General features: G+C 71.5%; 12 protein-coding genes. 3 read left to right on the forward strand and 9 right to left on the reverse strand.

Annotated elements, in window-relative coordinates; translation table 11 throughout:
- The first annotated feature begins 581 nt into the window (after positions 1-581).
- Positions 582-3,233, forward strand: coding sequence for an MGH1-like glycoside hydrolase domain-containing protein (locus BMZ47_RS12825; protein ID WP_091863118.1), 2,652 nt, complete (start codon positions 582-584; stop codon positions 3,231-3,233).
- Positions 3,234-3,272: 39 nt separating this feature from the next.
- Here the strand turns inward: BMZ47_RS12825 and BMZ47_RS12830 are convergent, their stop codons facing one another.
- The gene (locus tag BMZ47_RS12830; protein WP_007561203.1) at positions 3,273-3,680 is read right to left on the reverse strand and encodes a Ros/MucR family transcriptional regulator; all 408 of its coding nucleotides are present in this window, start codon (positions 3,678-3,680) and stop codon (positions 3,273-3,275) included.
- Positions 3,681-3,984: 304 nt separating this feature from the next.
- Between BMZ47_RS12830 and BMZ47_RS12835 the strand changes: the two genes are divergently transcribed.
- A complete protein-coding gene (locus tag BMZ47_RS12835) occupies positions 3,985-5,082 on the forward strand; it encodes an NAD(P)/FAD-dependent oxidoreductase (RefSeq protein WP_091862693.1) in 1,098 nt (365 codons plus the stop codon).
- 3 nt (positions 5,083-5,085) lie between these two features.
- Here the strand turns inward: BMZ47_RS12835 and BMZ47_RS12840 are convergent, their stop codons facing one another.
- From BMZ47_RS12840 to BMZ47_RS12870, 7 genes are all read right to left on the reverse strand, one after another.
- Positions 5,086-5,802, reverse strand: a complete 717-nt coding sequence (locus BMZ47_RS12840) for an LrgB family protein (RefSeq protein WP_050733821.1) — start codon at positions 5,800-5,802, stop codon at positions 5,086-5,088.
- Between the two features lie 3 nt (positions 5,803-5,805).
- The gene (locus BMZ47_RS12845) at positions 5,806-6,207 is read right to left on the reverse strand and encodes a CidA/LrgA family protein (RefSeq protein ID WP_050733820.1); all 402 of its coding nucleotides are present in this window, start codon (positions 6,205-6,207) and stop codon (positions 5,806-5,808) included.
- 16 nt (positions 6,208-6,223) lie between these two features.
- Entirely contained in the window at positions 6,224-6,685 is a 462-nt protein-coding gene (locus BMZ47_RS12850) for a tellurite resistance TerB family protein (protein WP_007561194.1), read from the reverse strand.
- Between the two features lie 108 nt (positions 6,686-6,793).
- Complete coding sequence (locus BMZ47_RS12855; protein ID WP_208601047.1) at positions 6,794-7,576, reverse strand: DJ-1/PfpI family protein; 783 nt, start codon at positions 7,574-7,576, stop codon at positions 6,794-6,796.
- A 16-nt stretch (positions 7,577-7,592) separates the two neighbouring features.
- Positions 7,593-8,279 (reverse strand): TenA family protein, encoded by a 687-nt coding sequence (locus BMZ47_RS12860; protein ID WP_091862696.1) that lies wholly within the window; start codon positions 8,277-8,279, stop codon positions 7,593-7,595.
- Positions 8,280-8,305: 26 nt separating this feature from the next.
- Complete coding sequence (locus BMZ47_RS12865; protein ID WP_007561188.1) at positions 8,306-8,980, reverse strand: response regulator; 675 nt, start codon at positions 8,978-8,980, stop codon at positions 8,306-8,308.
- The gene (locus BMZ47_RS12870) at positions 8,977-10,452 is read right to left on the reverse strand and encodes an ATP-binding protein (RefSeq protein WP_091862699.1); all 1,476 of its coding nucleotides are present in this window, start codon (positions 10,450-10,452) and stop codon (positions 8,977-8,979) included. Before BMZ47_RS12870 ends, BMZ47_RS12865 begins: the two co-directional genes overlap by 4 nt.
- Before the next feature lie 282 nt (positions 10,453-10,734).
- Here BMZ47_RS12870 and BMZ47_RS12875 point away from each other — a divergent pair, with 282 nt between their 5' ends.
- Entirely contained in the window at positions 10,735-11,610 is an 876-nt protein-coding gene (locus tag BMZ47_RS12875) for a hypothetical protein (protein WP_091862702.1), read from the forward strand.
- Between the two features lie 51 nt (positions 11,611-11,661).
- Here BMZ47_RS12875 and BMZ47_RS12880 read toward each other — a convergent pair whose 3' ends face one another.
- Positions 11,662-13,434 (reverse strand): DEAD/DEAH box helicase, encoded by a 1,773-nt coding sequence (locus BMZ47_RS12880; protein WP_007561182.1) that lies wholly within the window; start codon positions 13,432-13,434, stop codon positions 11,662-11,664.
- Between the last annotated feature and the right edge of the window lie 233 nt (positions 13,435-13,667).

Consider the following 13,667-nt stretch of genomic DNA (forward strand, 5'->3'; position numbering starts at 1 on the left):
GATCGGCGGGGCGGCGGATGCGGTGTCGGGCTGGACGGCGGCCTGGACGGCGAATCTCGGGGCGGGCTCGGGTGTGTTGGCGGCGGCCGGCATGGGGGCTATCTTGGGATGGCTTGCGATTGTCTGCGGGCGTCAGGCCGGCTGGCCGAGGGGCCCAGGCAACTCATCAAGCGTGACACGGGAAGCGAAGCGCCGACCGAGATGACGACGGGCGTTGCAGCCCTATTCCGGGACGGTCGGCGCTTCGCGCCTGGTCCGGGTGGCCACCCGGACCAGGCATCCCGCTGCCGCGGAACACCCCCAAACTAGCAGACCTCCAACAGACAATTCCGGGGCGCCGCAGGCGAGCCCGGAATCCAGAGCCGCCGACGGTGCAAGATCCTGCTCAACCTATGGTTCTGGATTCCGGGCTCCGCTTCGCGGCCCCGGAATGACAGGGTAGATTCTCCTGCGGTCGCTCGAGTGCTGCTCGCAGAATGGCCGAGCGCGATCCGGAAGACCGCGCCCCGATTGACTTCTCCCCGCTCAACCACGGCAGTATCCAGGCGTACATCCAGAACGTGCGCGGGAGCATCGACCGTATGACCAAGCCGAACGGCGTCCCGGGCCTTTTCGAGACCGCGGAAGGGCAGCGGCTGGTGCAGGCGCGCACCGACCCGGCCTGGCGGCGCTGGGGGCCGTATCTCAGCGACCGGCAATGGGGCACGGTGCGGGAGGATTACAGCGCCGACGGCGAGGCCTGGGACTCGCTGCCCCACGACCATGCCCGCTCCCGGGCCTATCGCTGGGGCGAGGACGGGATCGGCGGCTTCGGCGACCGGCACCTCAACTGGTGCCTGGCGCTCGCCCTGTGGAACGGCCGCGACCCGATCCTGAAGGAGCGCCTGTTCGGCCTGACCAACGCCGAGGGCAACCACGGCGAGGACGTCAAGGAGCTGTACTACTACCTCGACGGTATCCCGACCCATGCCTTCATGCGGATGCTCTACAAGTACCCGCAGGGCGCGTTCCCCTATCGGCGCCTGGTCGAGGAGAACCGACGCCGCGGCCTGGACGACCCGGAATTCGAGCTGCTCGACACCGGCCTGTTCGACGAAGGCCGCTACTTCGACGTCGAGATCGCCTACGCCAAGGCCGGCCCCGACGACGTGCTGATGCGGGTCACCGCCACCAATCGCGGCCCGGAACCCGCCGACCTCACCCTGCTGCCGCAGCTCTGGGCCCGGAACCTGTGGTCGTGGAAGGCGGGGACCGAGAAGCCCGAATTGTCCGCCGGCTCGGACGGGTCGGTCTGGGCGCGCCATCCGAGCGTGGCGCCGATGCGCTTTTTCGCCGAGGGCGCGGCCGAGCTGCTGTTCACCGAGAACGAGACCAACACGCACCGGCTGTTCGGCAGCGGCCCGGAAGCGGGTTTCTACAAGGACGGGATCGACCGGCGGGTTGTCCGGGGCGAGGCCGGAGCCGCCAACCACCTGTCCGGCACCAAATGCGCGGCCCGCTACGACCTGCATCTCGGCCCGGGGGAGTCGCGCATTCTCCGGTTGCGCCTGCGCCCGGAGAATGCGCCGGGCGAGCCCTTCGCGGATTTTGATGCGGTGTTCGCGTCCCGCGCGGACGAGGCCGACGCGTTCTACGACGCCCTGCAGGCGTCGATCCCCGATCCCGAGATGCGGCTCGTCCAGCGGCAGGCGCTGGCCGGCATGCTGTGGTCGAAGCAGCTCTACCATTACGACGTGCGCGAGTGGCTGGCCGGCGATCCGGCCCAGCCGCCCCCCGCCCCCGCGCGGCGGCACGGCCGCAACGCCGACTGGGCGCATCTGCGCGCCAACGACATCATCTCGATGCCGGATGCCTGGGAATATCCCTGGTTCGCCTCCTGGGACCTCGCCCTCCAGGCGATCGTGTTCGCCCTGTTCGATCCGGATTTCGCCAAGAACCAGCTGCTGCTGCTCGTCGACGAGGCCTATGCCCACCCGAACGCGGCGCTTCCGGCCTATGAATGGGGGTTCGGGGACGCCAACCCGCCGATCCACGGGCTCGCCGCCTGGCGGGTGTTCGAGATCGACCGGGCGCTCACCGGCACGCCAGACCACGTCTTCCTGAAGCGCATCTTCAACAAGCTGACCCTGAACTTCACCTGGTGGGTCAACCGCAAGGATTCCGACGACCGCAACCTGTTCCAGGGCGGCTTCCTGGGGCTCGACAATATCGGCATCTTCGACCGCTCGAAGCCGGTCGGCGACGGCGCGACCCTTACCCAGTCCGATGCGACCGCCTGGATGGCGGCCTACGCGCTCAACCTGATGCGCATCGCCATCGAGCTGGCGATGCAGGACCCGACCTACGAGGACATGGCGGAGAAGTTCTTCGAGCATTTCCTGCTCATCGCCGCGGCGACCGGCGACGGCGTCTGGGACGAGGCCGACGGCTTCTTCTACGACGTGATCGAGGCCCGCGACGGGAACCGCCTGCCGATCCGGGTCCGGACCATGGTCGGGCTGATCCCGATCTTCGCGGTCACGACGATCAGCGAGCGCGATCTGGAGAAGCTGCCCTCCCTCCGGAGCCGGATGGCGTTCTTCCTCCGGAACCGCCCCGATCTGGCCACCCTGGTCTCGCGCTGGAACGTGCCCGGCGAAGGCCAGACCGTGCTGCTGTCGTTGCTGCGCGGCCACCGGCTGAAGGCGCTGCTGCACCGGGCCCTCGACCCGGCGGAGTTCCTGTCCGAGCACGGGCTGAGGGCGGTCTCGCGCAGCTACGCGGACCAGCCGTTCTGCTTCCCGTGGAACGGCCGGGACATGGGCCTCGCCTACGAGCCGGCGGAATCGCGCTCCCGCCTGTTCGGCGGCAATTCCAACTGGCGCGGGCCGGTCTGGATGCCGGTGAATTACCTGCTGATCGCCGGCTTGAGACAGTTCTACGCCTATTACGGTCCGGATTTCCGCGTGGAGGCGCCGACCGGCTCGGGGCGGACCTACTCGCTCCGGGAGATCGCCGAGAAGCTGTCCCTGCGGCTCATCGGCCTCTCGACCCGCGGCCCGGACGGGCACCGGCCGGTCTACGGAACGAGCCGGATCGAGCAGGAGGATCCGCATTTCCGCGATCTGGTGCTGTTCTACGAATATTACGACGGCGATAACGGACGGGGCGTCGGCGCCTCGCATCAGACCGGCTGGTCCGGCCTCGTGGCGCTCCTGATCCAGGAGGTCTCGACAGCAGAGAGCCGGCCGTGACGGGCACGGCCGGCTCGATCGACCCGATCAGACCCGCTCCTACTCGGCCGCCTGCTGCATCCGCAGCTTCTGGCCGAGCCCGATCTCCCGGGAGATCTTCGAGCGCCGGGCGCTGTAGGCCGCCGAGACCAGCGGGTAATCCACCGGCAGGCCCCACTTCGCCTTGTACGCCTCCGGGGTGAGGCCGCGCAGGGTCAGGTGCCGGCGCAGGGCCTTGTAGGACTTGCCGTCCTCGAAGCTCATGATCGTATCGGGCCGGATCGACGCGCGGATCTGCGCCTCGGTCGGCCGCTTGACCTGACGCTCGGCCGGCGCATCCAGCGCGGTGATCGAGCGGTGCACCTCGGACAGAAGGCTGGGCAGAGCACCCGCCGGCACGCTGTTCTTGGTGACGTAGGCGCTTAGGATCTTGGCGGCGAGTTCGACGCTCGGTGAGGTCGTCTGCATGGTCATCTCCTAAGGTGTCTCGGTCGGACGATGCGGCTTTGTCGGGTCGTTAGGCTGTTGTGCTGTCGGCGGCCGGCGATGGAGCCCGGAACAGAAATCCGGTCCGCCATCGGGCAGCGCGTGGTGGCATTATGCGCCCGCTCGCTACGCTTACAACCACCGCGAGCATCTATTTGGCGCCTGTTTCTACTTAGAATTGATAAATACGGTCAACGCCGAATCAACATGCGGGCCTACGAGACGGCACGGGTGCGGTATTGAGGACTCACCGGCCCTGTTGGGGCGAACATCGAGAGTGACGGGAATGGAGGTTCTGGTCGTCGGCGCCGGCGTGGTCGGCTTGGCCGTGGGGCGGGCCTTCGCGCTGCGCGGCCACGTCGTCAGCGTGGCGGAGGCCGAGGAGGCGTTCGGGACCGGCGTGTCGGCCCGCAGCTCCGAGGTGATCCATGGCGGCATGTACTACCCGTCCGGTTCCGCCCGCGCCCGACACTGCGTCGATGGCGCCGAGAAGTTATACAACTTCTGCGCGAACCACGGGGTGCCGCACCGGGCCTGCGGGAAGTTGATCGTCGCCGGCGACGATGCCGAGGCCGACACGATCGCGGCGATCCGGCAGCAGGGCGAGGCCAACGGCGTCCGCGGGCTCGAGCTGCTCGACGCCGCAGCGGCGAAGCGCCTGGAGCCCAACCTCGCCTGCACCCTGGCGCTGCACGCGCCCCATACCGGGATCGTCGACAGCCACGCGCTGATGCTCGCGCTGCTCGGCGTGATCGAGGATCACGGCGGCGCCCTGGCCCTGCGCACGCCGGTGGAACGCCTGTCCCGCCGGGACGGACAATGGCACGCGGCCTTCGGCGGCAGCGAGCCGGTCGAGCTGGCCTTCGACGCCGTGGTCAACGCCGCGAGCTTCGGGGCGCCCGCGCTCGCCGCACGCACGGAGGGCTATCCGGCCGAGCGCGTGCCGGTGCTGCGCCTCGCCCGGGGCAATTATTTCGGCTGCACCGGCAAGCCGGCCTTCTCGCGTCTGATCTATCCCGCGCCGCGGATCGACGGCGGGCTGGGCATCCACCTCACCCTGGATCTCGCCGGCCGCACCCGGTTCGGCCCCGACGTGGAATGGGTCGAGGGGTTCGACTACCGGGTCGACCCGGCCCGCGCGGATAGTTTCTACGGCGCGATCCGCCGCTACTGGCCGGGCCTGCCGGACGGGGCGCTCTACCCGGACTATGCCGGCCTGCGCCCCAAGCTCACCGGCCCGGGCGAGACGGCGGCGGACTTTCGGATCGACGGACCGTGGGAGCACGGGCTGCCCGGGATCGTCCACCTGTTCGGGATCGAGAGCCCGGGGCTGACCTCAAGTCTGTCGCTCGCCGAGGCGGTGGCCGGGCAGCTCGACGCCTGAGGCTCAGAACAGCAGGTGCAGCGCCAGGGGCGCGAGGATCGCGGTCAGGAAGGCGTTGAGCCCCATGGCGATCCCCGCGAAGGTGCCGGCGGTCTCGCTCACCTGGAAGGCCCGGGCCGTGCCGATGCCGTGGGCGGCGAGCCCGGCCGCGAAGCCCCGGGCGCGCATGTCGCGGATCCGAAGGAGATTCATCAGCGGCGTCACCAGGATCGCCCCGATGATGCCGGTGAGGATCACCAGGATCGCGGTGAGCGTCGGGTCGCCGCCCAGCGCCTCGGCGATGCCCATGGCCACGCCCGAGGTCACGGATTTCGGCGCCAGCGAGATCAGGATCGGCTGCGGGATGTCGAGGAGCCGCGCCAGCGCGATGACCACGGCCAGCGTCGTGGCCGCGCCGGCCAGGAGCGCGGCCAGCATCGGCACCAGGGCGCGCAGGACCGTGGCCCGGCGCTCGTAGAGGGGCATGGCCAGCACCACGGTCGCCGGCCCGAGCAGGAAGTGGACGAACTGCGCGCCCTCGAAATAGGTCGGATAGGGCGTGCCCGTCACCGCGAGGACGGTGCCGACCAGGATCACGGTGATCAGCACCGGGTTGGCGATCGGGTGCCGGCCGGTGGCGGCCGCGATCCGGTCGGCCAGGACGTAGGAGGTCAGGGTCACGGTCAGCCACAGCAGCGGCGTGCCGGCGAGATAGACCCAGAGCGAGAAATCGCCGTGCACCGCTCAGGCCTCCCCGTCGGGCCGGCGCCGCTCGACCCGGGACGCGACCGCGCGGAACACCAGCACGGTCACCAGCAGGGACAGGGCGGTGGAGACCACGAGCACGATGGCGAGCTTGAGCCCTTGCGCCCGGAGCAGGTCGAGGCGGCCGACGACGCCGACGCCGGCGGGGACGAACATCAGCGACAGGTTCATCAGGAGCCCCCGGGCCGTGGTCTCGAGGGTGCCGTCGGTGAGGGGCTTCGGCAGGATGCGCGGCAGGCCGAGGCGGCTGTCGCGCAGGAGCAGGAAGCCGAACATCAGCCCCATGCCGATCACCGGCCCCGGGACCGGAACGCCGGCGCCCCGGGCCAGGATCTCGCCCAGGAGCTGGGCGAGCAGGATCAGCGCCAGGCTCGCGATCATCGTCCGACCGGGCCCGCTAGACGGCGCCGACGCCCCGCTGCCCGGTTCGACGGGACGCGGCGATCGCCGCCTCGTCGAAGCCGAGCAGCCGGCCGAGGCGCTCGACCAGCGCCTCCTCGAACTCGTCGACGGTCCCGTCCGCGGCGGCGACCGACCAGGCCATGGTCAGGAGGTCCTGGCGCTCGGCCTTGTTGGCCTCATGGGGAATCATCTCGACCAGGCTCGCCAGGTCGCGGGTCTCGGCATCGACCGCGGTGGCGCGCGCGATCAGCGCCCGGGCGGCGTCGGGCCCCTCGGCATAGTGGCCCTGCACCAGCCGGGACAGGCGCTCGCTCTCGGCGGGGGCCAGGATGCCGTCGACCCGGGCGACGTGCACGAGGAGCGCGGTCGCGGCGAGGTGGGTGTCGTCCACCGGCTCGGTGGCGCCGACGCCGAGGGCCTCGGTCGCGTAGGCGCGCAGGCGTGCGATCAGGGACATGTCGGCTCCGGGGGTTCCTGACGCACAGTTCGGTTCGTGGGACACGCCGTCAAGGATGCCGGATCACGTCGGCGGCCAGCGTGGCACGGCTGCATCGTTTTGACGGTCTCACCCCCGCGCCGCCTCGGTCGCCCCCGCCACGAGCGGCGCCAGGATCGCATCCGCCGCGCGCAGGATCGCCGGCCCGGCCTGCGCGGGGGTTCCGGCCCGGAACGGCGGCTCCGGGGCGTATTCGGCGACGAGTTGCGCGGTGCGGGCGTAGTCGGGGCCGCGCAGGCGGGCGGCGAGCGCCAAAGCGAGGTCGAGCCCGGCCGAGATGCCAGCGCCGGTGGCGCGATTGCGGTCGAACACCACGCGCTCGGCCACCGGCACGGCACCGAGCAGCGGCAGGACGGCGTCGCGCACGCACCAGTGCGAGGTGGCGCGGTAGCCGCGCAGCAGGCCGGCCGCACCGAGGATCAGCGACCCGGTGCAGACGCTCGTCACCCAGGCGGTGCGCGGCGCACGCGCGCGCAGGAAGGCCAGCAGCGCAGCGTCGCGCATCTGGTTGGGCGTGCCGTCGCCTCCCGGAACGAACAGGACGTCGAGATCGGGCGGGCAGGCCGCGAAGGTATGCGTCGCCACGAGGCTCAGGCCCGTGTCGCTCGCGACGGGGCCTTCGGCTTGCGCCACGCAATACAGGCTGCCGGGGGCGAGGCCGGCGAGCAGCGCCTGCGGGCCGACGAGGTCGAGGGCGGTCATGCCCGGATACAGCACCATGGCGATCCGGACCGGACGGTCCTGCGGGATCGGACCCGGCGCGTCGGCGGCCTCGGAGCGGACCGGCCCGAACGCGGCGGCGGCCGCGGCGGCCGCGACCACGGCCCGGCGGCTGAGGTCCGGCGACGTCACGCCCGGGCCGGGCGCGTCACAGCGGCCAAGACGCGTCCCGGTAGGCGCTGTCCCAGAACAGCCATTCGAGCCGCGTCGCCTGCGTGAACGCGTCGTGCATCCGCGCCTGCAGGGCCGGCGAGGCCGAGGCCGCCGCGCGGTCGGTGGCGGCGATCATGCCCGCCACGGCATCGGCGAAATCCTCGCCGGCATAGGTGTCGATCCAGGCGCGATATCGGTTGTCCGGCGCGGCGCGGGCAAAGATGTCGTCGCCCACCGCCTTGTAGATCCAGAAGCATGGCAGCAGGGCCGCGCACAGGACCTCGAACGGCTCGGCATAGGCCGTGGCGACGAGGTAGGAGATGTAGTGGTGGCAGGCCGGGGTCAGCGGCGTGCCCGCGAAGGCCTCCGGGCCGATCCCGTAATCGCGGAAGAAGCCGCCATGCAGCGCGCGCTCGACCACGATGGCGTCCTGCGCGGCGCGGGAGAACTGGACGATCCCGTCCGGGTCCGGGGCCTTCGCGGCCGTGAGGCTCAACGCCCGGCCGAAGCCGATCAGGTAATGCGCATCCTGGACGATGTAGTGGCGGAACGTGGCCTGCGGCAGCGTGCCGGCGGCGAGCTCCGCGTTGAACGGCATCGTCCGGATCGTCTCGTAGGCGGCCGCATTGCGCGCCCACGCCGCCTGAGAGAAGGCATTCGGGCCACCGTCACCGTCGGTCAAAGGCACCTCCTCCTCGGTCGCGGACGCTATCCCTGCCGCTGCGCGTGCGTGACGGCCACGTGGATCAACTCCGCAAGGGTCCGCACGCCGAGCTTCTGGCGCATCTGCGAGCAGGCATTGGTGACGGTCTTGTAGCTCACCGACAGGTCGGCCGCGATGGCGCCGTAGGAACGGCCCTGGGCCAGCCGCGCCAGGATCTGCTGCTCGCGGGGGGTGAGCTGGGATTCCGGGGTGCGGCGGGCATCGGCGCGCAGCATGGCGACCTCGGTGGCGAGCCGGCGGTCGAGATAGACCTCGCCGACCCGGACCTTGCCGAACGCCTCGAACAGCTCGGCGGAGGCGTGGTCCTTGAGCACGTAGCCGAGCGCCCCGGCCTCCAGCGCCCGCGCCACGATCACCGGGTCGTTGTGCATGCTGAAGACCAGGATCCGCGTCTCCGGGGCGACCGCCCGGATGCGGCGGATCAGGCCGAGCCCGGCCATGCCGCTGCCCTGGAAGGTCAGGTCGCAGATCACCACCGGCGGCCGCAGCCGGTGGAAGATCCGGTAGCCGCCGACAACCGTGGTCGCCTCCGCGATGGTCTCGACCCCGGAATCCTCGAGGACCCGTCGACAGCCCTGGAGAACGATCGGGTGATCGTCGATCACGAGGACCGGCAAGCGTGTCGCGGCGGCGTCGATCTGGGAGGCGATGGCGTTCATGCGCTCGGCGCGTTGTTGTTCTCGTCGACCCGCTCGGGCGGAACGGGGATCATGATCCGGACGATTGCTCCGGGGCCGTCATTGTCAAGGCCGAAGGTACCATCCAAGGCCTCGACACGCTCGCGCATCCCCGAAAGACCGAGCCCGGTGCGGTGTTCGGCCGGGATTCCGCTGCCGTCGTCGCGGATCGTGACGCGCAGCTGGCCCTCGACCTCGGTGGCTTCGGCCTCGACCCGGGTCGCGCCACCGTGGCGGACCGCATTGGTCGCGCTCTCCTGCACGCAGCGGAACACCGTGAGATCCACGAGGTCGCCGTAGCCGCGGGCCAGGCCGTCGAACGTCCCCACGAAGGTCGTGCCGGGATGCCGCTGGCCGAAGCCGCGCAGCAGCAGGTCGAGACAGGTGGCCAGCGGCGCCTGCCCGAGCCCGTGCGGGCGCAGGCGGTTCAGCAATTCCCGGTTGACGGTCTGGACCTGCCCGACGATGGCGCTGATCTCGGCCGCCCGGGCGGCGAGTTTCTCGCGGTTGGGCTCGGCGGGCCCGGAGGCGATCCGGGCGATCGAAGCGGCGTTGGCCTCCAGGGCGAACAGGCAGGGGCCGAACTCGTCGTGCAGCTCGAGCGCGGTGCGGCGGCGCTCGTCGTCCTGGGCGGTGAGCAATTGGCGGTTGAGGCGCCCGTTGGCGGCGCGGACCTCGCTCAGGGCCTCGGCGACCTTGTTGAACCGCTCGGCGATCACCGCCAGCTCGCGGGCGCCCGGGGTCTCAAGACGCGCGGTGTAATCGTGATGTTCCAGCTGGGTCAGGCCGTCACCGAGCCGCTGCAGCGGCGCCAGGATTCGGCCGAGCGCCAGGTAGAGCGCGATCAGCATCCCCGCGTTGATCGCCAGGGTGGTCATCGAGAGGGCCCTCGCATAGCCCCAGATCTCGTCGATCTCGTCCATCGGCTGGGTAGTGATCTGCGCGGTGCCCAGCCTCTGGCCGTTGACGACGATCGGCAGCGTATGGCGCTCGATCGGCGGCATGATCAGCTCGGCGAACCAGCGGGGCGCCTCGCGCTCGGACCGGTGCGGCGGCATCGGGCTGCCGACCTGATCGCCATCCGCGTCGAGCACCGCGACGCGGACGTGGCGCAGGGTCTTGAAGCGCAGGTCCAGCGTCTGCAGCAGCGTGTCGGGCGAGGCCGCGTCGGACAGGCGGATCGTGTCGGCGACCAGGGACTCGACCGTAGCCAGCGAGGCGCGGGTCTCCACCCGCACCGCGTTCCGGGCGTTCAGCACGATCACCCCGCAGGAGATCAGCGCCGCCAGGGCGTCGATGAACAGCACCACGGCGACGAGGCGCGCGCGGGTCGACCAATCGGCCCAGGGCCGGAAGCCGGCCCGGCGGCTTGCAGGCGCGGTGTCGGGCGTCGAAATCACGGTTGATCTTGTATCCACCGGCAGACGCATAGCGAGCGCTCCGGCGAAGTCCATGCCGCCCCGTCCCGCCCGGCATCGGGAAGGCCGACCCGCCGCCCCTTCCCGGTCGCGCCAGCAGGGCAGAACCGAATACGGATTCTTAAGCGGCTTCGCTTTATCTTGTGGATAGCCGAGCCTCGACTGGCCGGGCCTGCAATGGGCGGCGACATCTTTGCGCCGTATTGCGGTTTCTCTATCGACGACAGAGTCGACCCATCTCCAACGTGATGGAGAGCGGCGGCCGGTCATGGGGGGCCCGGTCGCGCGTGTCGTGCATCGTGTCAGAGACCCCGGATCATGAACGATCTCGCCCTGGACCCGTCCGACAGAAGACCGCATCGGTCGCCGGAGCCACGTCCCGGTCGCAAGCCCGGCCTGAAGCTCGTCCTCGCCGGGCTGGTCGGCGCGAGCGCGATCGCAGGCTTCGGCGTCGCCGCCTCGACACTGATGGCCGGGCTCGCCGCGCCCACGCCGATCAAGCACGCCCCGATGGGCCGGGCCGCGGACTGGCCCGAATTGAAGGACGGCCTGCCGGCCGTGGCCGGGATCGCACCGGCGCCCCCCGTCGCGGCGAAGCCCGCGGAACCTGAGAAGCCGGCCCTGCGCATGGCGGCACTGCCGGAAGCTCTGGCGCCGGCGGTCACGCCCGCCCCCGCGAGCCCGGTCGCCCCGCCCCCCGCCAAGATCACGCCTGTCGCCGCAGCGCCGCCGGCCAAGAGCGTGGCCGTGCCCGAGGCACCGACCAAGCGCATTCCCACCCCGACCCCGGTGACGCCGATCGCCACCCGTCAGGTGGTCGTGCCGCTGCCGCCGACCCGGACCGCGGCGCTCCAGCCTCCGCGCGCCTCCGAGACCGTCAAGGCGCGCGACGTTGCCGTGCCCCCGGCCGCGCCCGCGGCCAAGCCGGTTGCCGCGACGCCGGCCGCAGCCCCGCCGGAGAAACCCGCCCGCAAGGCGGTCGCGGCGCACAAGCCGCCCGCCGCCGCAAAGGCCGCGGACGCCGCCAAGCCCGGCGTGAAACCCGGCGCCGCACCCGCGACGGTCGCGCAGGCCGAGACCGCCGACGAGGAGACCGAGGTGCTCGGCATTAAGCTGCCGTCGCTGGCGCCCGCCGGCCGGAAGCTGCGGGAGAGCGTCGACGCGCTCGGCGACGCGGTCAAGAAGGTTTTCTGAGACCTCCGCCTGCGGGGGCGTCAGCGCCTCCGCAGGTCGATCCGAACAGGATCAGCTGCGGCCGGTATTCCGGCCCGGCTTGGACTCGGACCGGGGACCGGACCGCTCGGCGTGGCGCTGATGCTTGCCGGCGCGCGGGCTGGCGAACCCCTTCGGGCCGCCCGGTGCGCTCTTGCGCTCGGCCGGGGCGGCGTCCCCCGCCAGCGCCTCGACCTGGATCTCCGGCGAGCCGTTGCGGGCGAAGGCCTCGGCGAAGCGCGCGGCGGCGTTGCCGCGGATCTCGAACTTGGTCTCCCGGTCGAAGATCCGGATCGCGCCAATCTCCTGGCGGCCGATGCCGCCGCGACGGGTGAGCATCGGCAGCAGGCGGCGCGGATCGGCGTTGTCGCGCCGGCCGAGGTTGAGCCGGAACCACACCGCCGGCCCGAGGGCGGCGATCTGCTCAGGATTCATCGGATCGTAGGGCGGGCGCTCGCTGACGCCGCGGGGGGCGCGGCCCTCGCCCGGATCGCTGACCTCTTCCGGGGCCGGCAGGCGGGTGCGGTAGACCCGGGCCAGGAGGGCGGCGAGCTCTTCCGGGGTCTTGCTGGCGAGCAGGGTCCCGGCGAGCGCGACATCCTCCTCGGCCGGCGGCTCGGAGAAGAGCGGGTCGGAGAGCATGCGCTCGCCGTCGAGCTTCCGGATGTCGTCGGCCGAGGGCGGGCCGGACCACTCCGGGCTGACCTTGGCGATGGCGAACATCTGCTCAGCGCGGCGGCGCCGGGAATTCGGGATCAGGAGCACCGAGGTGCCCTTGCGGCCAGCGCGGCCGGTGCGTCCGCTGCGGTGCTGGAGCACCTCTGCATCGTGCGGCAGATCGGCGTGGATCACGAGGCTGAGCGACGGGAGGTCGATGCCGCGGGCAGCGACGTCCGTGGCGACGCAGACCCGGGCCCGGCCGTCCCGGAGCGCCTGCAGGGCGGCGTTGCGCTCGCCCTGGCCGAGCTCGCCCGAGAGCGCCACCACCGAGAAGCCGCGCTCGGTCAGGCTCGCCTGAAGATGGCGCACGGCGTTGCGGGTGTTGCAGAAGACGATCGCGGTCGGCGCATCGGCCTCGCGCAGGAGGTTGAGCACCACGTGCTCGGTCTCCCGGGGCATGATCCGCACCGCCCGATAGGCGATGTCGGCGTGGCCCTTGCTCTCGCCCTTGATCGCCAGCCGCAGGGCGTTGCGCTGGTAGCGCTCGGCCAGGGCCTCGATCGCCTTGGGCAGGGTCGCGGAGAACAGGTAGGTCGCTCGCTCCGGCGGGGTGGCCGAGAGGATGAACTCGATGTCCTCGCGGAAGCCGAGATCGAGCATCTCGTCGGCCTCGTCGAGGACGACGGCCCGCAGGTTGGTCGGATCGAGGTTGCGGCGCTCGAGATGGTCGCGCAGGCGGCCCGGGGTGCCGACCACGATATGGGTGCCGTCGGCCATCATCCGGGCCTCGCGGCGGGGATCCATGCCGCCGACGCAGGCGGTGACCCGCCCGCCGGCCGGAGCGTAGAGCCACAGCAGCTCGCGCTGGACCTGGAGGGCCAGCTCACGGGTCGGGGCGATCACCAGGGCGAGCGGCGCGCCGGGGGGCGGCAGCATCTCGGCCTCGCCGGCCTCCGGGCCGATGAGCATGTTGGCCATGGCCAGGCCGTAGGCCACGGTCTTGCCGGAGCCGGTCTGGGCGGAGACCAGGAGGTCGCGGGCGCCGGCAGCCGCCTCCAGCACCGCGGCCTGGACCGGGGTGGGATCGGCGTAGCCGCGCTCGGACAGGGCCCGCGCGAGGGGGGCGGGCAGGGTCGGGAAGGGCAAGTGACGGAAACTCTCAACGGCCGCGCCGCGCCCGGCAGCGCGCCATCGCGCGGCGGAGGAATCAGGCACCGGACTTTATTCGGGTTCCTAGATGGTAGCGCCAACCGGGCCCGCTGACCACTCCCGCCACGGCATGGGCCGGTTGCGCGGGCTCGGTCCTGCGGGCGAGCGGTCGCCGTCCACGTCAAAATGCCGGTCGCGCTTCGCCAACCCTGGCCTTGCCGCTCGTCTGA

The sequence above is a fragment of the Methylobacterium brachiatum genome, from assembly GCF_900113845.1.
GTDB classification, from domain to species: domain Bacteria; phylum Pseudomonadota; class Alphaproteobacteria; order Rhizobiales; family Beijerinckiaceae; genus Methylobacterium; species Methylobacterium brachiatum.

Bases quoted from the DNA above. Each gene is read 5' to 3' on its own strand.
- BMZ47_RS12875 (WP_091862702.1), top strand. From the start codon at position 10,735: ATGAACGATCTCGCCCTGGACCCGTCCGACAGAAGACCGCATCGGTCG.
- BMZ47_RS12825 (WP_091863118.1), top strand. From the start codon at position 582: ATGACCAAGCCGAACGGCGTCCCGGGCCTTTTCGAGACCGCGGAAGGG.
- BMZ47_RS12835 (WP_091862693.1), top strand. From the start codon at position 3,985: ATGGAGGTTCTGGTCGTCGGCGCCGGCGTGGTCGGCTTGGCCGTGGGG.
- BMZ47_RS12830 (WP_007561203.1), bottom strand. From the start codon at position 3,680: ATGCAGACGACCTCACCGAGCGTCGAACTCGCCGCCAAGATCCTAAGC.
- BMZ47_RS12865 (WP_007561188.1), bottom strand. From the start codon at position 8,980: ATGAACGCCATCGCCTCCCAGATCGACGCCGCCGCGACACGCTTGCCG.
- BMZ47_RS12870 (WP_091862699.1), bottom strand. From the start codon at position 10,452: ATGGACTTCGCCGGAGCGCTCGCTATGCGTCTGCCGGTGGATACAAGA.
- BMZ47_RS12845 (WP_050733820.1), bottom strand. From the start codon at position 6,207: ATGATCGCGAGCCTGGCGCTGATCCTGCTCGCCCAGCTCCTGGGCGAG.
- BMZ47_RS12850 (WP_007561194.1), bottom strand. From the start codon at position 6,685: ATGTCCCTGATCGCACGCCTGCGCGCCTACGCGACCGAGGCCCTCGGC.